Below are 22,311 nucleotides of genomic sequence, written 5' to 3'. Positions count from 1 at the left end.
GTGAAAGATCTAAGATATGAACGGCCGGTCCAGCAATGGTCCGGCTGTTTTTTTTATTAATTAACTTCGCGCCATGAGCATGGATCCCGCAAAGCTGCAGATGTTTGAGAACCGGCTGCAGAAAGTGTATAAGCACGTCAGTAAAATTGCCCGCAGGCAAAACATCACCTGTTACCGGGTGTATGATGATGATATCCCCGAGTTTCCCTTCAGCATAGAGATCTACGAAGACCATATTTACGTGGCCGAATACCAGCGCCGCCATGGCATGGAGGAAGACGCCCATGAAGCCTGGCTGGACCAGTGCCTGCAAAAGATCACGGAGGTGCTGCAGTTCCCGCCGGAAGCCATTTTTGTGAAACAGCGCATGCGCAAAGAAGACCGCCAGGGCCAGTACCAGCGCGTAGCGCAGGAGAAGAATGAATTTATAGTGAACGAGGCAGGCCTCAAATTCAAAGTAAACCTCTCCGACTACCTGGACACCGGCCTTTTCCTGGACCACCGCATCACCCGTGCCATGGTGCGTGATGAAGCCGCCGGTAAAAAAGTGCTCAACCTCTTTTGCTACACCGGATCTTTCTCCGTGTATGCCGCCAGTGTGGGCGCGGAAGTAACGTCTGTAGACCTCTCCAAGACCTACCTGGCCTGGGCGGAAGAGAACATGGCCATCAATAACATAGATCCCCAAAAGCATCACTTCATACACGCAGATGTGCTGCAATACCTGGATACCCTGAAGCTCAACACCTTTGACCTGGTGATCCTGGACCCGCCCACTTTTTCCAACAGTAAGCGTATGAAGGAGCACCTGGACATCCAGCGAGACCATGTGGATATCCTCAACAGGGTATTACTGGCTACCAAAAAAGGGGGCGTGATCTACTTCAGTAATAACTACCGCCGCTTTGTGCTGGATGAAGCGCAGATCGAGGCATCTGCTATCAAGGACATCACTAACCAGACCATGCCCTTTGACTTCCAGCAGAAGATGATCCGCAAGTGTTACCGCATTACCCGGTAATCAATGCCTGGCCACGTTGGGGCCTATCCACAACGTACTTTCCTTTTTTACAGACTTCGCCATTTTCAGGAACTCCGCGCGGTATCCTTCCGGATCCTTGTCCAGCGCGGCTTTGGCGATACTCATCACCATATCAATATTTCCATTTCCTACAAAAGCGCTCTTGCGCAGCAACATGCCAAAGAGGCTCACGGCGCTGGCAAACCGGAAATCTGCCGGCGCTTCGGTGAAGTCTGCCAACGCGGGCTTCAGCTCCTGGTGCAGGCTGCGGGTAGTTGACTCCGCGGGCAGGCGGTAAGAAAGGTCTATGCTGGCGATGAGGCTATCAGCCGGCGACTGCCCACCAGCGGGCACTATCTCGTAAGTGGCCACCGCACAATGATCTGAGCCCACAATACCGCCGGAGAAAACGGGGGCGCTGCTGGTATCGTCCGTGAGCACTTTGTTTTCGTATCCAATGAGGCGGTAATGACTGACCAGGGCGGGGTTGAAGTTCACTTCGGCTTTCACATCCTTGGCCACGGTAAACATGGTACTGCCATATTCATGGGCAAAGATCTTGGTGGCTTCGTCCATGTTATCAATGTAGGCAAAGTTGCCGTTGCCTTTATTGGAGAGGGTTTGCAGCTTGGAATCTTTATAGTCTCCCATTCCAAAACCCAGGCAGGTGAGCCATACACCGGTTTCCCGCTTTTCTGTAATGAGATCCTGCATGGCCTGGTCACTGGTCATGCCCACGTTGAAATCCCCGTCTGTGGCCAGGATCACGCGGTTGTTACCATCTATCACGTAATTGAGCGTGGCCTGCTGGTAGGCCATTTTAATGGCCGCTTCGCCGGCGGTGGCGCCGCCCGCATTGAGGTTGTCAATAGCATTGAGGATCTTTTCTTTCTGGTCGCCGGGCGTGCTGGGTAGTACAATGCCCGGCGCGCCTGCATAGGCCACGATGGCTACTTTATCTACCGGGCGCAGGTTCATGACCAGGATGCGGAAGGCCGCCTGCAGGAGGGGCAGCTTGTTAGGCGCGCCCATGCTGCCCGATACGTCGATGAGAAATACCAGGTTGCTGGGAGGCAGGCTGTCGCAATTCACCTTGCGGGCCCTTACGATCACCTGCAGCAGGTGATGGCTACTATCCCAGGGGCAGGTGGCATACTGGCTAAAAACAGCCAGGGTACTGTCTTTAGGGGGTAATGGATAGTGATAATGGAAGTAATTCACCATTTCTTCTATGCGTACAGCATCATTGGGAATGCTTTCTTTCAGGCGGATAAAGCGGCGCACATTGCTATACGCGGCACGATCCACATCCACGGCAAAAAAAGACCGGGGATTGTTCCTGGTGGCAATGAAACGGTTTTCGTAAAGGGTGCTGTAGGTCTCGTTGTAAAAGGTGCGCACTCCCATCTGCACATTGCCGTAGTTGGGATTTACGCTGTGGGTGCGGCGGGCATTGATCTTGGCAATGGTGATGGCGTCCAGGGCGGGTGGCTTGGGCTTCAGGGCCACCAGCATGCGGTTTTCCGCCGCAATGTTCACGATACGCGCCACATACTTGCCGTGTTCAAAGCGCAGCTGCCTGGTACTAACGGGAACGGCTATACGGAAAAGCCCAAACTGGTTGGTCATTGTATGCGCGGTGTCCTGCATGGCTGTCACGACAATGCCGGGCAAAGGATTGTGGTTCACACTATCCTCCACCGCACCGGTGATCCACATTGTCTGGCAGTTGGCAATACGTGGAATGAACAGGAGATACACCCAAAGCACTAGCTGGCGCATACATAAATGTACGGTTTAAATTGTACAATGTACAGCGTACAACGTACAACGTACTAGCGGATTATGTATCGGAGCGGGTGTTATGTGTTTGGTAACGGGCGTTATGCACATGGGAGCATATGTCGCGTGGCAACTATACCACCCAGGGGAAAAGTACGTTGTACGCTGTACGTTGTACGTTGCACGATTACTCCACCAACTGGTAGATCTCCGGCAGGTTGCGGCCCAGGCCATCATAATCCAGGCCATAGCCGAGCAAGAATTTATTGGGAACCGAGAAGCCCAGGTAGTCAATTTTTACAGGGTATTGCAGGGCCTCGGGTTTGTGGAGCAGGGAAGCGATGAGCAATTGTTTGGGTTGCTGGTGTTCCAGCTGGGGAAGGAACTGGCTGAGGGTTTTGCCGGTATCCACAATGTCCTCCAGGATCACCACTGTGCGGTTAAAGAGGTCTTCGTCCAGGCCGATGGCGGTAACCACGTTGCCGGTGGACTTGGTGCCTTTGTAAGAGGCCAGCTTGATGAAGCAGATCTCCGCATCGATCTCCAGGCGCTTGAAAACGTCGGCAGCAAACATGAAGGAGCCGTTCAGGATGGCGATAAATAAGGGTTTGGTGCCTGCCAGGTCTTTATTGAGCTGGGCCGCCAGTTCTTTAATGCGGGTTTGCAGCTGCTCCTGGTTAATGTAAGGCTGGAATTGTTTGTCATGAACCTTTATGATCGGCATCCTCGTAAGCTTTTGGTTAAATTTAGCTGCAAATGTAAAGGAATTTCCAAGTTTCAATTTCCAACCTGCCGGGAAATTTCAATGCCCGTTTTCAAATGAGATCGATAGCAGGGCCATAAAAAAAAGCGCCGGGGAGATACCACCGGCGCTTTCTTTGCTGCTTATTGCAACTTATTACGGACCAGGATCTTCTGGCCTATTTTAATATCATAACCCGGCAGGTTGTTCCAGGACTGCAGGTCTGCAATGCTGACGTTGAAGCGCCGGGAAATGCCGAAAAGGGTTTCTTTGGGCATTACCTCGTGGTAGCCGTCGGTGTCAATATTATTGGCCTGGACCGGCGTTACCACGGGTGTAGTGGTGGGCGCGGGTGGGGTACCGGGTGCAGCCGGCGCCGGTTGCGCAGCCGCCGGTACCATCTTCACCGCATTGGAGGCCGTGCCGGTGGCCGCAGGTGAGGTGGTGGCGCCCATTTTCTTCAGGTCATCCTCCATCCCGGCGGGCAGTTTGTTCACCTGCTGCTGGGGCTGGGTGGTGGCAACGGGCTGGGAAGCATCGCTGGTGGTGCTTTTGGCGCCCCCGTTACGGATGCTGTTCACCCCGTTTTTAAGGTCGTTCCAGATCTTTTTGGGCTGCAGGTCCTTGGGCTGCTGGTCTTCTTCTTTCAAAGGGGCAGCGGCTACATCCCCCCGGATGGCGGGTTTGCTGGAGGCAAAGCCATTGAGCACCAGCTTGGCGCCGGGTGCGGGCTCCTGCCCTTCATCCATTTTATTACGGCGGCGCAGCCACCGCATTTGAATGCCTTCTGCCTGTGCTATGTCATGCATAGTTTCGCCGGGAGCTACCAGGTGGTAGTCGTCTTCCCCGTGTTTGCCTTTCTTTTGCAGGAATACCAGCATATCATTAGGCAGGGGCTGGTCATCTTCCAGGTCATTATCCTTCACCAGGTTGCTGAGGCGCACATCATATTTGCTGGCAATCTGGATGAGCGGCGTACCGCCTTTTACAAACACCGCTTTGCGCCCATTCACTTTGAATATGCCACTGGGATAGTTCTTTTTCCCGGTGCTGTAAGTAGTGTGGTTGCTTTTATCAACGGGGCTGTTGCCCAGCGCATAATCGCGGCCACGGGTGCCTTTGTCAGACGCGGGGGCCAGCGGGTCAGTGATCTCGCCATCGCCGGGGGCTTCATTGAGGGCTATCAGCGTATATTGGTTCAGGTTATTGTCTTCAATCACCTTGATGAGCTGCTGCGGGTAAGTGGGACTGGTGGCGTACCCGGCAGATTTGAGCCCGTAAGCCCATGACTTGTAGTCGTGCACATCAATGTTGAAAAGTGAGGCGTAGCGCGGGTTCCCGGTGAGGAAGGTGGAGTGGTCGCGATAGGAATCTGCGGCGCTTTCATATTTGCGGAAGCATTCTCCTTTGGCATCATCATCGTAGGTCACATAAGGACCGGTCCAGTTGTTCTTGCATTTGATACCAAAGTGGTTGTTGGAATTGAGCACCAGCCAGCAGTTGCCGGACTGGCTTTCCACCACGCCTTGTGCCAGGGTAATGGACGCAGGAATGCCGGTGCGGCGCTCCTCTTCTATTGCGATGTTCTTATACGTATTGATGTACTGTGCCGTGGTGATATTCTGCGCATGCAGTGATACGGCACAGCCCACCAGCAGTATGCTCAGGGCAAAACATTTTCCAGATGGCATTGTATGTTTGAATTTAATGGGTGTCATCTTTTGCATTAACGCTGCGCAGGGGGCCTGCATTGCCCGGGAAGGGCTGCTTCTTATTTTTTCCGCATCATGAGCAAGCCATCACGCACGGTGAGCAGCACCTGTTCTACGCGCTCATCCGTTTTGATCTTTTCACAAAAAGCCACCATGGCCCTGGCCTGGCTGCTCTGAGTACCGGGGTCTTCGAATACCTGTCCGTGGTACAGCACGTTATCCGCCAGGATGATGCCGCCGGTCTTTACCATGGGTAGCACCATATCGAAATAGGTGCCATACATGCCTTTATCTGCATCTATGAACACCAGGTCAAATGTTTCATGAAGGTTGGGAATGATCTCAGCTGCCTTACCAATGTGGAGGGTTACCTGGTGCTCCAGGCCAGCTTCCTTAAAATAGCGCAGGGCCATATCTTCCAGCTCCTCGTTCACATCGATCGTATACAAATGCCCGTCTGCAGGCAGCCCTGCGGCCAGGCAAATACCGGAGTAACCCGTGTAAGTTCCTATTTCCAGCACGCGGTGCGGCCGCATGATCTGGCTCAGCATGCGCAGGAACTGTCCCTGCAAATGCCCGCTGAGCATATGGGCCTGTTCCACTTTAACGTGGGTTTCACGGTTCAGTTTTGCCAGCACCCCGCTTTCCGGGGTGGAGTACTGCGCCGCATAGGCTTCTATGTTTGCTGGTAAAGCGTCCTTCATCATTGGTGCAAAATTAAGCAAAAACTTCCCGGAAGTTACAAGCCACGGCACCCGGACATTGAAACCCGGCATTTCCTGCTCCCGGGAGTGGGCCTCAAAACTTCCTTAGAAATTAGGTCTCAGCTTATTAGTGGTATAGAACACGCGGAAGTACTCCACTACTTCATCCGCGGTATCAAAGAGCTTGATCAGGCCCAGGTCTTCAGGGTTGATGTTGCTTTCTTTGAGCAGCATCGTCTTATGGATCCAGTCCAGGAGGCCTTGCCAGTACTCCTTGCCCACCAGCACCAGCGGAGTTTCTGTCATTTTACCGGTCTGGATCAGGGTGGCCACTTCAAAAAATTCATCCATGGTACCAAAGCCACCGGGCATCATCACAAAGCCCTGTGAATATTTGGTGAACATCACTTTGCGCACAAAGAAATAATCAAAGTGCAGGCGTTTATCATGGTCAATAAATTCATTGTAAAACTGCTCATGCGGGAGGGTGATATTTACCCCTACAGACTTGCCGTGGGCCAGTTGGGCGCCTTTATTGGCCGCTTCCATTACGCCGGGGCCACCACCGGAGATAATGCCAAAACCTTCTTCCGCGAGGCGGCGCGCTATTTCTACCGCCAGTTCATAATAGGGATTGCCGGTCTTTGTACGGGCGGACCCAAACACTGAAATGCAAGGGCCTATCTGCGCCAGCGCTTCAAAGCCTTCTACAAATTCCGCCATGATCTTAAATATCTGCCAGCTGGAATGCGCGCGGGTTTCCGTCCAATCGCGCATCTTTAAATTCTTGAGATTTTCGTTCATCGTTATTGCAAATTGTTAGATGGTTTGCTTGCCAAATGATTAAGTGTTAAATGTTCTGCTTAATACACCCGGCACAAAATGAAGTTAAGCATACTTTGTTTTCTAACAACAAATAACATAGCGGGAGCAAGAATTAATGGAGAAGTCATACCGGCTGTTTATCTTTAATACACCATGGTCTCCGACCTGGAATTTAACAGGCAACCAATTTAACAATCTTACAATGAGCAAGAGCATCGTAGTATTTTGCGGCTCCAGCATGGGCGCTCAAAAGGAATATGCGCAGCAGGCCAAGGCGCTGGGTTATGCCCTGGCGGAAAGAGGCATCACCCTGGTATATGGCGGTGGTACGGCAGGCCTCATGGGACACATTGCAGACAGTGTGCTGGAAAGGGGCGGTGAAGTGATCGGTGTGATCCCCGAGTTCCTCAACACCAAAGAGCGCAAGCATGAACGCCTTACCAAACTGGTAGAAGTGCAAACCATGCACCAGCGAAAAACCATTTTGTATGAACTGGCCGATGCCGCCATTTCCCTGCCGGGTGGCTACGGTACGCTGGATGAGTTCTTCGAGATCCTTACCTGGAACCAGCTTACCCTGCACACCAAGAAACTGGGGTTGCTCAATGTGAACGGCTTTTACGACCACCTGTACAAGCACCTGCAGCATATCACCGCGGAAAATTTTGCACCACCGGTGCACCTCAATAACCTGCACATAGCCGCCGATGCAGATGAACTGCTTTCAAAAATGTTGTTATAAAGAAGAACGCCGTCCCGGGTAACCAGGACGGCGTTCTTCTTTTGAATGCCAGGCAAAAAGTTATTTAGAATCCAAAGGTGAAACTGGGTGCAATGATGGGCGTACTGCCATACGGGGAGAACGGGCGGTTCAGCACATCAAAAAGGATCATGAGCGAGATCATGGAACGCCCGCCAATGGCTGCACCATAACCACCCCCTACCAGCAGGCTGGGAACCCCGTAAGTTCCCTGGGCTACCACCGGTTTATCGCCGGCATTATAAAGGGTACTTTTATACTTTACACTGTTCAGCTCCGGCTGCACCTGCAAAAACAGGTTGGGGATAGGGTATACACGGCCCCATAAGCCGCCGCCAAATGCCCGGTAAGTATCCTTGTATTCATAATTGTTCTGATCGTAATATTTATCGCTGGAGTAGAGATAGTTCAGCGATATACCGGCAGCCAGGAAACGGTTGAAACGGTAGCCCACCTGGGGTTGTACCGTTACATTGGTCCAGTCGCCAAAGGCCAGGCCCAGGCCCCCGCCCACTATCAGTTTAGACTTGTCAAACCCGTGGTGGGTAGCGGTGTCTGTACGGTAGTACTGGGCGTGTACAGCCTGCATGCAGGCCACCAGGGAAAGGAGTAAAAGAATGCGTTTCATGATCAATGATTTTTTTACATAAGCAGCCGGAGTATACAGCTCCCGCGGGTGTTTGGATCAATTATTACAAAAGTAGTTTAATACTCAATCAAAAATCTTTCCGGGGTTCAGTATCCCGGTAGGATCAAATGCTTTTTTAATCTGGCGCATCAGGTGCATGCTGGTGTCAGTGAACATGATGTGCATGTAAGGCTTTTGTACCAGGCCAATGCCATGTTCGCCGGAAATAGTGCCGCCCAGGGACTTTACCAGTTCAAATATTTCCGCAATGCCTTTGGGCAGGGAGCCATTCCACTGCTCGTCCGTAAGGTGGCCTTTAATGATGTTCACGTGCAGGTTACCATCGCCGGCGTGGCCGTAGCACACAGAGTGGAAGCCATAACGGGCACCTATTTCCTTCACGCCTTTGAGCAGTACGGGCAGCTCTGCACGGGGCACCACGGTGTCTTCCTCTTTGTACACAGAGTTAGCTTTCACGGCCTCCGCCACGCGGCGGCGCAGTTTCCACAGGGATGCTTTTTGTACGGAATCGTCTGCAAACAGTATTTCCCCGCAGTCAAATTCCGTAACGATGCCGGCAATGCCTTCCATTTCCTGCATGAGCAGGTCCGGGTAATTGCCATCCACTTCAATGAGCAGGTGGGCCTGCACATCATCGGCAATGGGCACAGAAGAATTGTCCACATATTTCACTGCCCATTCCAGTGCATCGCGCTCCATAAACTCCAGGGCGGAGGGGATGTAGCCGGCCCGGAAAATGGCGCTCACGGCGGCGCAGGCATTCTCCGCGGAGCGGAAAGGTACCAGCATGAGCAGGTCGTTCTTAGGCAGGGGAATGAGGCGCAGCACGATCTTGGTCACAATGCCCAGGGTGCCTTCACTGCCCACTACCAGCTGGGTAAGATTATAGCCAGTGGAGTTTTTCAGCACATTGGCCCCGGTCCAGATCACTTCGCCGGAGGGCAGCACTACTTCCAGGTTCAGCACATAATCTTTCACCACTCCATATTTAACAGCTTTAGGGCCTCCGCTGTTCTCGGCAATGTTGCCGCCTATGAAACAGGAGCCGCGGCTGCTGGGATCCGGCGGGTAAAACAGGCCTCTTTCCTTTACGGCATCCTGCAGTACCTCGGTGATCACACCGGGCTCGGTGGTTACCTGCAGGTTGCGCTCATCTATCTGTAAAATGCGGTTAAAACGTTCTGTGGAAAGCAACACACCTCCATGCTGGGGCAGTGCACCCCCACTCAGCCCGGTGCCGCCACCACGGGGCGTTACAGGCAGGTGGTACTGGGAGCAGATCTCCATAACACGGCTTACCTGCTCTGTGCTGCCAGGCTTCAATACTACGGAAGGCAGGTAGTGCAGGTCTTCCGTTTCATCATGTGCATATGGGGCCAGGTTTTCGGGTGTTGTGAGTACAAAATCTGCTCCCAGCACTTGCCGGAAAGCCTCCAGGTGGGTCTCATCTACCGTGGTGAAATAGTTCATGTGCCAAAGGTAATAAAACGGGAAGAGCCGATGTTAAAAAGTCATGCCAGGACTTCCTTTCAACATGGACGCTTACAAACTTTAAGTATTTAGCCGGATAATGGCAGCGCGGTGGCGTTTCATCCATTTGCCGGATCCATTAAAATGACGGACAAATAGTAGACCGGCGGGCAGCACCGAAAGAGCGGTTTGGATAAAGCCCCGTGTACACGATGCCGATCTCGTAAGCGCCCTGGCGCCCGTTGTTCACGGCCAGGGAAGAAGTGGTAACATCATAGCTGAAGTTGAACTTCAGTTGTTGCAGCTGGTAGCCCACCATGAAGATGGCTGCATCATGTGCGCGGTAATAAGCGCCGCCATACAATTGCTGCACACCATCGCCGGAGAGATTGTAAGCCACGTTACCGCCCAGTACCAGCTCCGTGCTCTTGGTCTGCCAGCTGTAATAACCACCGGGATTCACGATCACTTTATCATTCAGTTTGATGCTGGCATTGAGGAAACCAATGTAGCGGCGGGCTATTTCGTTATTGGTGTTATAAAACGTTTCCCGCGGGTGATTGAGGTGCTGCACAGATGCGCCTACATTCACATAAATATTGTCTGTAGGAAAATAAGCATAGTTCATACCCACCTGCAGGTCAAAATAATTGACCCGGTTATTCTGGATAGGCTCCGCGGTAGGAATGGCGGAATCAAAGAACTGGCCATTCCACTGGTCGCCAAAAGTAAGCTTGGTAATGTCCACGTGCTTGTTGGCCACGCCCCCGTTAAAACCCAGGGAAAGCAGGCTGCTCTGGCCCAGCAGCTGGTGATAGGCAATAGAGCCGTAAGCCTTGGTGGAAGTAAGATCACCCGCACCCGCCACATCGCGCAGCAGCACGCCGCCCACGCCGAGCCAGCCGTATTCCAGGCGGTCGCGCAGCAACTGAAAGTCGCCAAAGGCAGACATGGTTTTGTAAGGCACGGGAATGCTGGTCCACTGGTCGCGGTAGTTCACACCAATGCGATAGTTACCATCAGGAATAAAACCAGTGTTGGCCGGGTTGGTCAGCAGGGGTGAATTATAAAACTGGGAAAAGTGAAGATCCTGTGCTGATAATGGCAAAGCCGCTATCAACATCACTCCCAGGCCGGCTAAAAATTTTTCGAGCGCTTTCATGTTACAGCATTATCTGAGTAAAGTTACACTGCCAGCTTTACTGGCTTTGGTTCCGTTGGTAAACACCAGCGTTACCTCGTAAGCATAAGCATCCATGGGTTGTGCGGCGCCTTTGTATCTGCCATCCCAGCCTATCTTAGGATCATTGCTCTGGAACACCAGCTGTCCCTGGCGGTTAAATATTTTCATCTCGAACTTGTCCACACCGAAAGCCTTTACCAGGAATACGTCGTTGAGGCCATCGCTGTTCGGAGAGAAGGCCGAAGGTACGTCAAACAGCGGCACTACGATGGCGCTTACCTTCTGGCAAAGCGTGTCTGCGCATCCGGTAGCGTTGGTCGCTATTAAACAAACATCGAAGGTACCCGTTGTGTTGTACTGGTGCTCGGGATTTCTTTCCGTACTTAACTGCCCGTCACCAAATGACCACAGAAACTGTACCGCATCTGCACTGGACGTGTTGGTAAATTGGGTGGGCGTATTCACCTTGGCAATCACCGGTGCAAACGTATAGCCGGCCTGCGGTGGCGGCACCACCGTGACGGTGGTTTTGGCACTGTCTACCTTGTTACAGGTGGTGGTATCATACGCGATCAATTTTACCGGGTAGACGCCGGGTTTCAGGTAAGTGGTTGTAGGATAAGCATCTGTGGAAGTAACGCCGTTCCCAAAATCCCAGAAAAAGCTGGTACCGCCTTTCGTGGTGTTATTGGGCGTGTAGACAAGTGGCGCGCAACCACTGTCCGGTGCCGTGAAGGATGCCACCACATTGGCCGCTACGCGCAGCGGGATGGTGTCTGTTTCCGGTGCGTTACAATAGTTGGTATCCACGAGGGTAAGCAACACATTGTAGATCCCTTCCGCCGCATAGTTGTGTAACTGGAAGGACGTATCGGTGGTTACGATGGGAGAACCGTCTCCAAAGTCCCAGGTAAAGGACTGCTTGGTGAAATCCTTGCCAGCCGGCGCTTCCGAGAGGTTATCAAACCGGTAGGAAAGGCTTCCGCACGGTGGCTGGCGGGTAGCCCTGGCCAGCACCGTGGCCTTGTCTGTACGCACGCGCACATTGTAGTAGGCCGTGTCGTATACATTACAAGCTGCGGGATCATACTTGATCAGCATCACGGTGTAGTCACCATTTGCCGCATAAGTATGGCTTACGGTATCCTGGGTGCCGGTCACGCGCGGTGTTTTGTCGCCAAAGTCCCAGGTCCAGGAGGTGGCGGCGATGCCGGTAGTATCTACAAACGTAATGGGATCGCCTAAGCAGAAATGGTTTTTGCGGCCTATGGTGGCAATGCCCGCCTTGATGCCATCCAGGTTGAAAGATATCTTAAGGGCCGCTAAGTTACAATCCACATTCGGGTCTTTGGTGCGCGCATAAGCGCCCGGCGTAGTGGGAAACCGTGGCTCAGAGCCACCGGGATTTACCCAACACGCCGCGCAGATGGCCTGGTAAATAATACCATTCCGGTCAAACCGGCTGGTGCCACCATCCACGTGCTCAAACAAGCCATTGCCACCAAAGTAGCTGCCAAACAAAATGCCCCGCGCATCGCGCTGCAGCACAAAGAAGTAAAAATCCTTCCCGTCTGTAGTGCCCTGCAGTGGCTGTTTCAGGGGCAGCCCGATGGTATTGGAATTGGGAAATCCCTGGTCAATACCGCCTACCACTTTATCACCGCCCCAGCCGGATACATACACGTTCTCACAACGGTCTACCAGGAAGGCTACCGGCGAAATGCTGGGGTAATTTGCCTTTTTACCAAAGGTGGTGGAGTACACGTACGCGGAAAGGTCTGGCTGTATCTTTACGATGAACTGCTTGGAGTTATCATTGTAGAAAGTAGTAGTGCCCGCAGGCTGTTTCGTGGGCCAGGTACCTTCCGTGGTGCCCATGGCATACAGGTAACCGCTGGCATCCATCTGCAGGCCATACAGCATATCTGCCTGGTTATTGGTACAGCCAATAAAAGTGGACTGCAGCAGCGCGCTGCCATCCGCCGCAATGTGTGAGATAAAACCATCCGTAGCGCCGCCCAGGAAACTGGAGGAAATTACGTTGCCTTTTGAAGGGAAATTACTACTGGCGGTAGCCCCACCTACGTAGATAGATTTCAGGTCTGGAATGGCCAATACAAAAGCGGCATCATCTCCGGAGCCACCCAGGTAACTGGCCCACACAATACCGTTACAGTCCGGGGTGATCTTCATCACCACCCCATCCTGTGCGCCGGCCAGGGTGCTCTGGAAGCCGCCCTTCACCGGGAAATTGTTGGAGCTGGTACAGCTGGCCAGGTAAATATAACCGGCACCGTCCAGCAGTACTTCACTGCGGGCACCATCTCCATAGTTACGTGCAGTGGTTCTCACGGCGCCGCCTTCCGCATTGATATTTACACCATCTGCACCAGAGCCGCCTATCACCATGGAGCCTACCAGGGCGGTAGCCGTGGCATTGAATTTCACCATTACAATATCCCAATCACCGCGGGGGCCTACATACGTTTTGCCTGGAAAGTTAGAAGAGCGGGTACGGCCAGACATCACCAGTTGCCCCTGCGGATCTACAATGAGGCTATGCGGTTCATCCAGGCCATTGCCACCCAGGTAGGTGGCATATACCAGTTTGGAGCCATCGGGCGTGAATTTAGAGATGGCAATATCGCCGGGGACGCCCTGGGCAGAATTGCCACCACCAAAAGTGCTCTGCACCGCACCCGGTGTTACCGGGTAGCCATTATCCGCCACGATGCCGCCTGCGTAGAAGTAGCCCTGCGCATCGTAAGTGGCCGTGAAGCCCCAGTTATCCGCGTGGGAGCCGGTGAAGGTGGAGAACACGTAGTTAGGGTCAATGATCAGCGTGTAGGCGGGATCGTATCCCTTGCCTACTTTAAAACTGAGCAGGCCCTTTTTCAGCTGGTAACTAACGTTTACGTCTACACGCTGATTGTCAATGTATTGATAAGCCACTGGTGCCTGTTCTATCACATCGCCCACGGAGGTGTGGATCACCAGGTTGCCTTTTTTTATTTCAATGCCCGCGGTGTAGTTATAGGCCAGCTGCACGGCGGCCAGGTCTGCACCGGGGTTTACGAGGAGGTCGTATTTGAGGGCGCCTGCTTCTGAGTAAGCATGCAGGTCCACGTTAGGATAGAGTTGCTGATAGGTAACGTTCTGGAAGGCCTGTACATTGGAGCGCCATTTCGTAGCATCACTGCCCAGGAAATAATTGCGGTACACGTCTGTCGCTTTTTCCGGCACCAGCACGGGGTTGGGATTGGCGTTCTGGAACACCACTTCGTAGGAGTGGCTGCGCACGGCGGGCACAGGGCCCACGCCGGCGCCGGTTTCGGTGTTGCCGCTACTGCCATTACCAGCCGCCGGAGCCGTGGCTGCGCTGCGGCTACCGGGCACCAGCACATGGGAAGTATCTGTCGCCGGGCGCCCGTGCATCCAGGTGTGCAGCTTTTCCATATCACCAGGGTCCAGGAGCTTAAACACGAAACCATTCTTTTTAAGGAACAACCGGTTGCTACCTATTTCCGCCTGGTACAGGAAGTCGCCGGACCACTGGCCTTTGTTTTCAATAAATTCCAGCGGTGTATTGCTGATAGGGCGGGTTATCACGGTAGCCGTCTGCGCATGCAGGGGCTGGATAGGCCCGAATAAAAGTCCGCCTAGTAAAGCCATGAAGGCCCGGTTCATCAGATTAGTCTTAAAACGCCTCACCTCAAAAATTATAAAATGTTCATTAGCAGTATATCACACCCGGCACGCGGTTGCGGACGGGTAGCTGTGCGCAGGCATGGGCCTGTGTTGCAGCACCGGTACAGAAACCAGGTTAAAGGTTGGCCGGCCGGGCAGTGGTCCTTTACAGGTACCACGGTGGCGGGTATTTGGCAAAAAGGCCTGCGCCCCTCTCTTAATCGATCTTATCGCAGTAAGGTTACACTTCCGGCCTTACTGGCTTTGGTTCCGTCGGTGAAAAGCAGTGTCACCCCATAAGCATATGCATCTACCGGCTGTGCGGCGCCCTTGTAAGTACCGTCCCATCCTATGGTAGGGTCATTGGTCTGGAACACCAGGATACCCTGCCGGTTAAAGATCTTCAGGTCAAACTTGTCTACACCAAAGGCTTTCACCCTGAACACATCATTAAGCCCGTCCCCATTCGGTGAGAAGGCCGAAGGTACGTCAAACAGCGGTACCACGATGGCGCTTACTTTCTGGCAGAGGGTGTCTTCACAGCCCACACTGTTAAAGGACGTAAGACATACGTCGTACGTGCCGGTTTTATTGTACTGGTGCACCGGGTTCCGTTCCTCCGAAACGCTGCCATCCCCGAAGGACCAGATAAAATGAGTGGCATCCGGGCTGGAAAGATTGGTGAAAGTGGCCGGTGTATTCACCTGCGCAATGACCGGGGCAAAAGTGAAGTTGGCCCCCGGCGGCGGCACCACCGTGATGGTGCTGGTAGCGCTGTCTTTTTTATTACAGGTAGTGGTGTCTTCTACTACCATTTTAACCGTATAAGTACCAATTTTAAGGTAAGTATGGGTGGGATCGGCGTCTGTGGAGGTGGCTCCGTCGCCAAAGTCCCAGAAAAAGTACTGACCGCCTTTAGTGGTGTTGTTCACCTGCAGGGTGAGCGGCGCGCAGCCGCTGTCCGGTAATACAAAGCTGGCCACCACATTGCTGGCCACACGGAGGGGAATCGTGTCTGTTTCCGGTGCGTTGCAATAATTGGTGTCTGTGAGGGTAAGCAGTATCGTGTAAATGCCTTCCGCCGCAAAAGTATGCTGCTGGCGGCTGGTATCTGTTACCACCTTGGGAGAGCCGTCGCCAAAGTCCCAGGTGAAGGACTGGTTGGTGAAGGGCTTACCGGCAGGGGCGGCAGACAGGTTGATAAACTCGTAATTGAGACTGCCGCAGGGGGGCAAACGTTTAAACTCCGCCCCTACTTTTGCCTGGTCCTGCCGGATGCGGATCTTATAGTAAGCGGTATCATACACGTTGCAACTGTTGGGATCGTATTTGATGAGGCGCACGGTATAGTCGCCATTTGCCGCGTAGGTGTGCTGCACAGTGTCGCGGGCGGTAACACTTTGACCATCGCCAAAGTCCCATTGCCAGCTGGTGGCCATCATCTGCGTAGAGTCTATAAACGTAATATCATCGCCCAGGCAGTAATGACTTTTGCGGTTGCTGGTCTTGATGCCGGCCTTAATGCCATCCAGGTTAAAGGATATCTTCAGCGCCGCCAGGTTACAGCCGGGGGGCTGTGCGGAGGCGTAAGCCCCGGGGGTGGTAGGAAACCGGGGCTGGGGAGAGCCGGCCCGGCAGGCCGCACAAATGGCCTGGTAGATCACGCCGTTGCGGTCAAAACGGCTGGTGCCGCCGTCCACATGTTCGTACAGCCCATTGCCCCCAAAGTAGCTGCCAAACAGTTGGTCCGTGGCATTCTTCTTTAATACAAAAAAGTAAAAGTCCTTCCCATCCGTGGTAGCCTGCAAGGGCTGTTTCAAAGGCAGGCCGATGGTATTGGAATTAGGGAAACCCGCATCCAATCCATTCACCACTTTATCGCCGCCCCATCCAGACACGTACACGTTCTCACAACGGTCTACCAGGAAGGCCACCGGCGAAATGCTGGGCAGGGAAGCCCGCTTGCCAAAAGTGGTGGAATATACGTAAGCAGAAAGATCGGGCTTCATCTTCACGATGAACTGCTTGGAGTTGTCATTATAAAAAGTAGTGGTGCCCGTGGGCTGTACAATGGGCCAGGTGCCCTCCGTGGTGCCCATGGCGTACACATAACCGTTGGCATCCATTTGCAGCCCATACAGCATATCCGCCTGGTTGTTATCAGAGCCAATGTAGGTGGCTTCCAGCAGCTTGGTGCCATCGGCAGCAATATGCGCTACAAAACCATCGGTTTCCCCACCGCGGTACACGGCTGCAATGGTGCCAGGCGTGGTCTTGAAATCAGGGCTGGCCGTGGAGCCGCCTACGTACACGGAATTATTGTCCGGGAGGGACAGCACAAAAGCAGCATCGTTACGGCTGCCACCCAGGAAGCTGCTCCAGATAATGCCGGAAACATCCGGTTTTATTTTCAGCACCACCCCATCCTGTGCGCCGGCCAGTGTGCTTTGGAAGCCCCCGGTGACCGGGAAGTCGCGCGACTGGGTGCAGCTGGCCAGGTAAATATCGCCGGCAGGGTCCAGCAGCACTTCACTGCGGGCGCCATCGCCATAATTGCGCATGGTGGTATTGGCCCCTACTGCTTCTTCCACCACGTTTACCCCGTCTGCACTGCCACCACCTATGATGAGGGAGCCTACCAGCGCGGTGCCGGTAGCATTTAATTTGGTCACGATGATATCCCAGCCGCCGCGTGGGCCTATGCTGGTAGTGTAAGGATAGTTCTGCGAGTTAGAACGGCCGGCTATCACCAGCTGGTCCTGTGCATCTACGATGAGGCTATGAGGCTGGTCCTGGTTAGCGCCGCCCAGGTAAGTGGCGTACACCAGCTTTGTGCCATCCGGGGTAAATTTTGAAATGGCAATATCAGATGGCGGGGAACCGCTGCCGCCGCCGTACACGCTCTGCACCGCGCCCATGGTAGCGGGGTAGCCCTGCCCCATGGCAATGCCCCCGCCATAGAAATAGCCCTGCTCATCGTAAGTAGCGGTAAAGCCCCAGTTATCCGCGCGTGAACCGCTCAGCGTGGAGAAAACGTAGTTGGGGTCAATGATCAGCGGGTACGATCGGTCGTAATCCCCGCTCACTTTAAATCCCACTTCATTGCCGCGCAGCTGGTAACTAACGGTAACGGGCACACGCTGATCATTGATATACTGGTAAGCAACCGGCTGTTGTTCAATGGCGTCGCCTATGGAAGTGTGTATCACCAGGTTGCCTTTTTTCAGGGCCACGCCGCTGGTATTGCTGTATGCGAGTTTTACCTGGTCTATGCTGGCACCGGGATTCACCAGCAGGTCGTATTTAAGGCGGCCGGCTTCTGAGTACACGTGCACATCAATATTGTTGTACATGGATTGGTACACCACGTTCTTATAGGCCATCACATTGCTCTTCCATTTTGTACGGTCGTTACCGAGAAAGTAATTACGGTAGCCCTCCGTAGGCTTGTCCGGCGCCAGGACGGGGTTGGGGTTGGCATTCAGGAAAGTTACTTCGTAGGCATGTCCCCGTACCTGAGGCGCGGGCCCCACACCGGCCACGCTGCTACCGGTGAGCTGTGCGCCGGAAGTGGTGCTGGCAGCGGGCCCTGTTACTTTAGCATTACCGTAGTAGATGGAAGTATCGCCGCTGGGGTGGCCGTGCACCCAGTTATGCAGCCTGTTAAAATCGTCGTTATTCTGGAGGTAAAAAACAAAACTGTTGTTGCGGAGGAACACCATGCCGCCGCCCATGTCTGCCTGGTAGCGGAAGTCCTGGGGCCACTGGCCTTTGTTCTCAATAAATTCGAGGGGAGAATTGTCCGGAAGGTCTGCCTGGGCCTTTACCGGGAGTGAACACCAACACAGCAACCCGGTTAAAAAGCCGGACCAACCTACCAGAAAGGAGTGCTGCAACGCCAAAGTTTTGTAAAGTTTCACCACAGGTTATATGCTTTAATTAACGCAAAGCGGATGGGAATTGTTACGGTTTGCATGAAAATACCGACCTGGGTCGCTGTACAGATGCAGTAGTGCAGGGAAGCAGGGGAAAACGTGGATTAAAACCGATATACTCGAATAAATATAAACGAAAAAACCGGTCAGGAAATTTTACTCCATTGCGATTTTCCCTGTAATAACTGGAGGTATTCCCGGAGGCCCTGATTCTCCGGCAGTTGCAAGTCAGGGTCGTCCTGGAGCAGCTTTTCAGCGCAGGCGCGGGCGGCCTCCAATATAGGTTTATCCTGCACAATGTCTGCCAATTTAAAATCCAGGACGCCGCTCTGGCGGGTGCCTTCCATATCGCCGGGGCCGCGCAGTTCCATGTCCTTTTCGGAGATGAGGAAACCATTGTTGGTCTGCACCATTACTTCCACCCGTTGCTTGCTCTCCTGCCCTATTTTATTGCCGGTCATAAGTATACAGAATGATTGCTCTGCACCACGCCCCACGCGGCCGCGCAGCTGGTGCAACTGGCTGAGGCCAAAGCGCTCCGTGCTTTCTATCACCATTACGGATGCATTGGGCACATTCACGCCAACTTCTATCACCGTGGTGGCCACCATGATCTGGGTATCACCGGTAATGAAACGCTGCATATTGGTATTGCGCTGGTCTGCCGGCTGGCGCCCGTGCACCATGCTGATGTAGTAGCGGGGTTCGGGGAAGAAGGCCTTCACTTCTTCATAGCCTTTCATGAGGTTTTCGTAATCCATTTTTTCAGAATCTTCGATCAATGGATATACGATATAAGCCTGGCGGCCCTTGCGGATCTCGTCTTTGATAAAATCCATGACCTGGGGGCGCTGGTATTCCGTGCGGTGCACGGTGGTAATAGGTTTACGGCCGGGCGGCAGCTCGTCTATCACGCTCACGTCCAGGTCTCCGTAAATGGTCATGGCCAGGGTGCGGGGTATGGGCGTGGCCGTCATGACCAGGATGTGGGGCGCAATGTTGTTTTTTTGCCACAGACGTGCCCGCTGAGCCACCCCAAAGCGGTGCTGTTCGTCCACAATGGCAAGGCCCAGGTTTTTGAACACCACTTCATTTTCCAGCAGGGCGTGGGTGCCAATGAGCAATTGCACCTCGCCGGCGGCCACCTGCTCCAGGATCTGCTTACGGGCCTTGCCCTTGATGCTGCCGGTAAGCAACGCCACCTTCAGCGGCATTTTTTCCAGCAGCTCCGAAAGCCCTTTATAATGTTGCTGGGACAGGATCTCCGTGGGTGCCATGAGGCAGGCCTGGAAACCATTGTCTACCGCCAGCAGCATGGAAAGCAGGGCCACGATGGTTTTGCCACTGCCTACATCGCCCTGTACCAGGCGGTTCATCTGGCGGCCGGTGTTCACATCCTGGCGTATTTCCTTGAGCACCCGCTTTTGCGCACTGGTAAGGGGAAAAGGCAGGTGTTCGTTATAGAACCCGTTGAAATGCTCCCCCACCTGGTCAAAGCGGTAGCCGTGCGACATCTGATGGCGCCGGATCTTCAGCCGGCAGATGCGCATCTGCACTACGAACAGCTCTTCAAATTTGAGGCGGCGCTGGGCCAGCCTGGCTTCGTCTTCCGTCATGGGCTTGTGGATCTTGAAGAAAGCCGTGTAGCGGCCCATGAGGCGGTACTGGGCCAGGATGGAGACCGGGATGTTCTCCTGGATTTCAGCAGGCAGCAATTGCTCCAGCAGGGCGCTGGTGAGTTTGCCAATCGCCTTGCCCGTGAGGCCGCGGGTCTTCAGCTTTTCCGTGGTGCTGTACACTGGTTCCAGGAACTGCTTGCCGCCCCCGGCTTCTGTGGTGACCAGGTCCATTTCCGGGTGGGACATCTGCAGGTAACCATTAAAAAGGGAAATACGGCCAAACACCAGGTAGGGCGTGTGCAGCTGTAATGACTTTTCCATCCACTGCCAGCCCTGGAACCACACCAGGGGTATCTCGCCGGTTTCATCGCGGAAGGTGGCCACCAGGCGTTTGGCGCGCTTGTCCCCGATCACTTCCGTGCGCACAATGCGCCCCCGCAGTTGCACAAAATCCATTTGGGCATGCAGCTGGATGATCTTCTCCACCTTGGTACGGTCTACATACCGGAACGGGAAATAATGCAGCAGGTCGCGGAAGGTGTGGATGCCCACTTCCTTGCGCAGCAACTCGCCCCGTTGTGGACCCACGCCCTTCAGGTATTCGATCGGGTTGTTTAAGATGGCTGCCTGGCTGCTCATGAAGCTGCAAAAATAAATAAGAAAGGCAAATGGTACGTGCCCATTTGCCTTTGATTTTATGCTGGTAGTACTTACTGCAAATTATTCTGCGCTGGCTTCTTCCTTCCCTTCCGTGAAAAGCTTCATCCATGCGGTGGTCACAGATTTGGGGCGTTCCAGGGGCTGGCCCATGGCGCGGTCCCAGCAGAGGGAAGCCAGTACACCGAGTGCGCGGCTTACGCCAAAGAGCACGGTGTAAAATTCGTATTCGGTGAGGCCGTAGTGCACCAGCAGGGCGCCGGAGTGCGCGTCCACATTGGGCCAGGGGTTTTTCACCTTCCCCAGTTCCTGCAGGATGGGGGGCACGGTTTCATACACATGCCATACAATGTTCACCAGTTCATCATCGGGCAGGTGGTTCTTGGCAAATTCCATCTGCGCGGTGAAGCGGGGGTCTGTTTTGCGCAGTACCGCGTGGCCGTAGCCGGGTACTACCTTACCATCCGCCAGGGTCTTGCGTACATAAGCGGCAATCTGCTCCTTGGTAGGGGTACCGCCACCCAGTTCCTGCTGCATGGCCAGGATCCACTTGATCACTTCCTGGTTTGCCAGGCCGTGCAGGGGACCTGCCAGCCCCGCCATGCCGGCGGCAAAGGACAGGTAAGCATCGCTGAGCGCAGAGCCTACCAGGTGGGTCGTGTGTGCGCTTACGTTACCCCCTTCATGGTCTGCGTGGATGGTCATGTACAGGCGCATCAGTTCCTGGAAGCCACGGTCTTCGTAACCCAGCATGTGGGCAAAATTACCGGCCCAGTCCAGCATACCGTTAGGCTGAATGTGCTCGTTGTTCTTGTATTTGCGGCGGTAAATATATGCGGCAATGCGGGGCAGGCGTGCAATGAGGTTCAGGGAATCCTCAAACATGTAGCTCCAGTAGTCTTTTTTATTGATACCTTCTGCATATGCCTTGGCAAACAGGGATTCCGTTTGCAGGGCCAGCACCCCCGTGGTGAACATGGTCATGGGGTGCGTAGTGACCGGCAATGCGTCTATAGTGGCAAATACGTGGTTGGGTACGTGGGAACGGCGGGCCAGGATGGCGGAGAGCTCCTGTACCTGCTCCGCAGTGGGCAATTCACCGATGAGCATTAAATAGAATAAGCCTTCTGGGAGGGGTTCCTGGCCTTCTTTGGCCTTGGGCAGTTTCTCACGCAGCTCCGGGATGGAATAGCCCCGGAAACGGATGCCTTCATTGGCATCGAGTAAAGATGTTTCTGTTACCAGACCGGTAATGCCGCGCATGCCCTGGTAGGCCTGTGCTACGGTCACGTCACCGATCTTCTTTGTTCCATGTTCTTTCAGGATCTCTTTCACTGTGGCGTTCAGTTCATCAGCTTTAACCTTGAATGTCTCTTTAATCTGGCCCATTGTGCAGTGATGTTTATAACGTAGTAAATATCAAAAATAATAATTCAGTGATGTAAATAAGCTGATAAATAGCAGGTTTTTCGTAGCGGCAAGCGGCTGCAACATGGCCCCCGGCGGGCGAAACACACGGATTTAGATCAGCATTCCCCGTTGTATCACAAGGTTCCGCAAATATT

General features: G+C 53.7%; 14 protein-coding genes. 2 read left to right on the top strand and 12 right to left on the bottom strand.

Annotated elements, in window-relative coordinates:
• The first annotated feature begins 73 nt into the window (after positions 1-73).
• A complete protein-coding gene (locus DCC81_RS07375; protein ID WP_240612923.1) occupies positions 74-1,021 on the top strand; it encodes a class I SAM-dependent methyltransferase in 948 nt (315 codons plus the stop codon).
• Here the strand turns inward: DCC81_RS07375 and DCC81_RS07370 are convergent, their stop codons facing one another.
• The 5 genes from DCC81_RS07370 to DCC81_RS07350 all read right to left on the bottom strand — a co-directional run bounded on the left by DCC81_RS07370 (position 1,022) and on the right by DCC81_RS07350 (position 6,765).
• Entirely contained in the window at positions 1,022-2,803 is a 1,782-nt protein-coding gene (locus DCC81_RS07370) for a vWA domain-containing protein (protein WP_108685912.1), read from the bottom strand. It abuts the gene before it with no gap.
• Positions 2,804-2,990: 187 nt separating this feature from the next.
• Positions 2,991-3,527: a hypoxanthine phosphoribosyltransferase gene (gene hpt / locus DCC81_RS07365; RefSeq protein WP_108685911.1), complete on the bottom strand. Its 537-nt coding sequence runs from the start codon at positions 3,525-3,527 to the stop codon at positions 2,991-2,993.
• A 161-nt stretch (positions 3,528-3,688) separates the two neighbouring features.
• The gene (locus DCC81_RS07360) at positions 3,689-5,236 is read right to left on the bottom strand and encodes a glucosaminidase domain-containing protein (protein WP_165806470.1); all 1,548 of its coding nucleotides are present in this window, start codon (positions 5,234-5,236) and stop codon (positions 3,689-3,691) included.
• Positions 5,237-5,316: 80 nt separating this feature from the next.
• Positions 5,317-5,964: an O-methyltransferase gene (locus DCC81_RS07355; protein WP_240612922.1), complete on the bottom strand. Its 648-nt coding sequence runs from the start codon at positions 5,962-5,964 to the stop codon at positions 5,317-5,319.
• Positions 5,965-6,066: 102 nt separating this feature from the next.
• Positions 6,067-6,765, bottom strand: coding sequence for an LOG family protein (locus DCC81_RS07350; RefSeq protein WP_108685909.1), 699 nt, complete (start codon positions 6,763-6,765; stop codon positions 6,067-6,069).
• 223 nt (positions 6,766-6,988) lie between these two features.
• On the opposite strand from DCC81_RS07350, the gene DCC81_RS07345 reads away from it, so the two are divergent.
• The gene (locus DCC81_RS07345) at positions 6,989-7,528 is read left to right on the top strand and encodes an LOG family protein (RefSeq protein WP_108685908.1); all 540 of its coding nucleotides are present in this window, start codon (positions 6,989-6,991) and stop codon (positions 7,526-7,528) included.
• A gap of 64 nt (positions 7,529-7,592) precedes the next feature.
• Here the strand turns inward: DCC81_RS07345 and DCC81_RS07340 are convergent, their stop codons facing one another.
• From DCC81_RS07340 to DCC81_RS07310, 7 genes are all read right to left on the bottom strand, one after another.
• Positions 7,593-8,174 (bottom strand): hypothetical protein, encoded by a 582-nt coding sequence (locus DCC81_RS07340; protein ID WP_108685907.1) that lies wholly within the window; start codon positions 8,172-8,174, stop codon positions 7,593-7,595.
• Between the two features lie 84 nt (positions 8,175-8,258).
• Positions 8,259-9,665, bottom strand: coding sequence for an FAD-binding oxidoreductase (locus tag DCC81_RS07335; protein ID WP_108685906.1), 1,407 nt, complete (start codon positions 9,663-9,665; stop codon positions 8,259-8,261).
• Positions 9,666-9,804: 139 nt separating this feature from the next.
• The gene (locus tag DCC81_RS07330; RefSeq protein ID WP_108685905.1) at positions 9,805-10,827 is read right to left on the bottom strand and encodes a PorP/SprF family type IX secretion system membrane protein; all 1,023 of its coding nucleotides are present in this window, start codon (positions 10,825-10,827) and stop codon (positions 9,805-9,807) included.
• Positions 10,828-10,836: 9 nt separating this feature from the next.
• Complete coding sequence (locus tag DCC81_RS07325) at positions 10,837-14,520, bottom strand: gliding motility-associated C-terminal domain-containing protein (RefSeq protein ID WP_165806469.1); 3,684 nt, start codon at positions 14,518-14,520, stop codon at positions 10,837-10,839.
• A 242-nt stretch (positions 14,521-14,762) separates the two neighbouring features.
• Entirely contained in the window at positions 14,763-18,431 is a 3,669-nt protein-coding gene (locus DCC81_RS07320; protein WP_133177589.1) for a gliding motility-associated C-terminal domain-containing protein, read from the bottom strand.
• Between the two features lie 185 nt (positions 18,432-18,616).
• Entirely contained in the window at positions 18,617-20,728 is a 2,112-nt protein-coding gene (gene recG, locus DCC81_RS07315; RefSeq protein ID WP_108685902.1) for an ATP-dependent DNA helicase RecG, read from the bottom strand.
• Between the two features lie 81 nt (positions 20,729-20,809).
• Positions 20,810-22,135 (bottom strand): citrate (Si)-synthase, eukaryotic, encoded by a 1,326-nt coding sequence (locus DCC81_RS07310; RefSeq protein ID WP_108685901.1) that lies wholly within the window; start codon positions 22,133-22,135, stop codon positions 20,810-20,812.
• Positions 22,136-22,311: the final 176 nt, after the last annotated feature.

Origin of the sequence: Chitinophaga parva, from assembly GCF_003071345.1 — a bacterium.
Taxonomy (GTDB): domain Bacteria; phylum Bacteroidota; class Bacteroidia; order Chitinophagales; family Chitinophagaceae; genus Chitinophaga; species Chitinophaga parva.
Note: the sequence above shows the minus strand (reverse complement) of the source record. Positions and strands in the feature narration are given on the sequence as shown.

Bases quoted from the DNA above. Each gene is read 5' to 3' on its own strand.
- DCC81_RS07375 (WP_240612923.1), top strand. From the start codon at position 74: ATGAGCATGGATCCCGCAAAGCTGCAGATGTTTGAGAACCGGCTGCAG.
- DCC81_RS07370 (WP_108685912.1), bottom strand. From the start codon at position 2,803: ATGCGCCAGCTAGTGCTTTGGGTGTATCTCCTGTTCATTCCACGTATT.
- hpt (WP_108685911.1), bottom strand. From the start codon at position 3,527: ATGCCGATCATAAAGGTTCATGACAAACAATTCCAGCCTTACATTAAC.
- DCC81_RS07360 (WP_165806470.1), bottom strand. From the start codon at position 5,236: ATGCCATCTGGAAAATGTTTTGCCCTGAGCATACTGCTGGTGGGCTGT.
- DCC81_RS07355 (WP_240612922.1), bottom strand. From the start codon at position 5,964: ATGATGAAGGACGCTTTACCAGCAAACATAGAAGCCTATGCGGCGCAG.
- DCC81_RS07350 (WP_108685909.1), bottom strand. From the start codon at position 6,765: ATGAACGAAAATCTCAAGAATTTAAAGATGCGCGATTGGACGGAAACC.
- DCC81_RS07345 (WP_108685908.1), top strand. From the start codon at position 6,989: ATGAGCAAGAGCATCGTAGTATTTTGCGGCTCCAGCATGGGCGCTCAA.
- DCC81_RS07340 (WP_108685907.1), bottom strand. From the start codon at position 8,174: ATGAAACGCATTCTTTTACTCCTTTCCCTGGTGGCCTGCATGCAGGCT.
- DCC81_RS07335 (WP_108685906.1), bottom strand. From the start codon at position 9,665: ATGAACTATTTCACCACGGTAGATGAGACCCACCTGGAGGCTTTCCGG.
- DCC81_RS07330 (WP_108685905.1), bottom strand. From the start codon at position 10,827: ATGAAAGCGCTCGAAAAATTTTTAGCCGGCCTGGGAGTGATGTTGATA.
- DCC81_RS07325 (WP_165806469.1), bottom strand. From the start codon at position 14,520: ATGGCTTTACTAGGCGGACTTTTATTCGGGCCTATCCAGCCCCTGCAT.
- recG (WP_108685902.1), bottom strand. From the start codon at position 20,728: ATGAGCAGCCAGGCAGCCATCTTAAACAACCCGATCGAATACCTGAAG.
- DCC81_RS07310 (WP_108685901.1), bottom strand. From the start codon at position 22,135: ATGGGCCAGATTAAAGAGACATTCAAGGTTAAAGCTGATGAACTGAAC.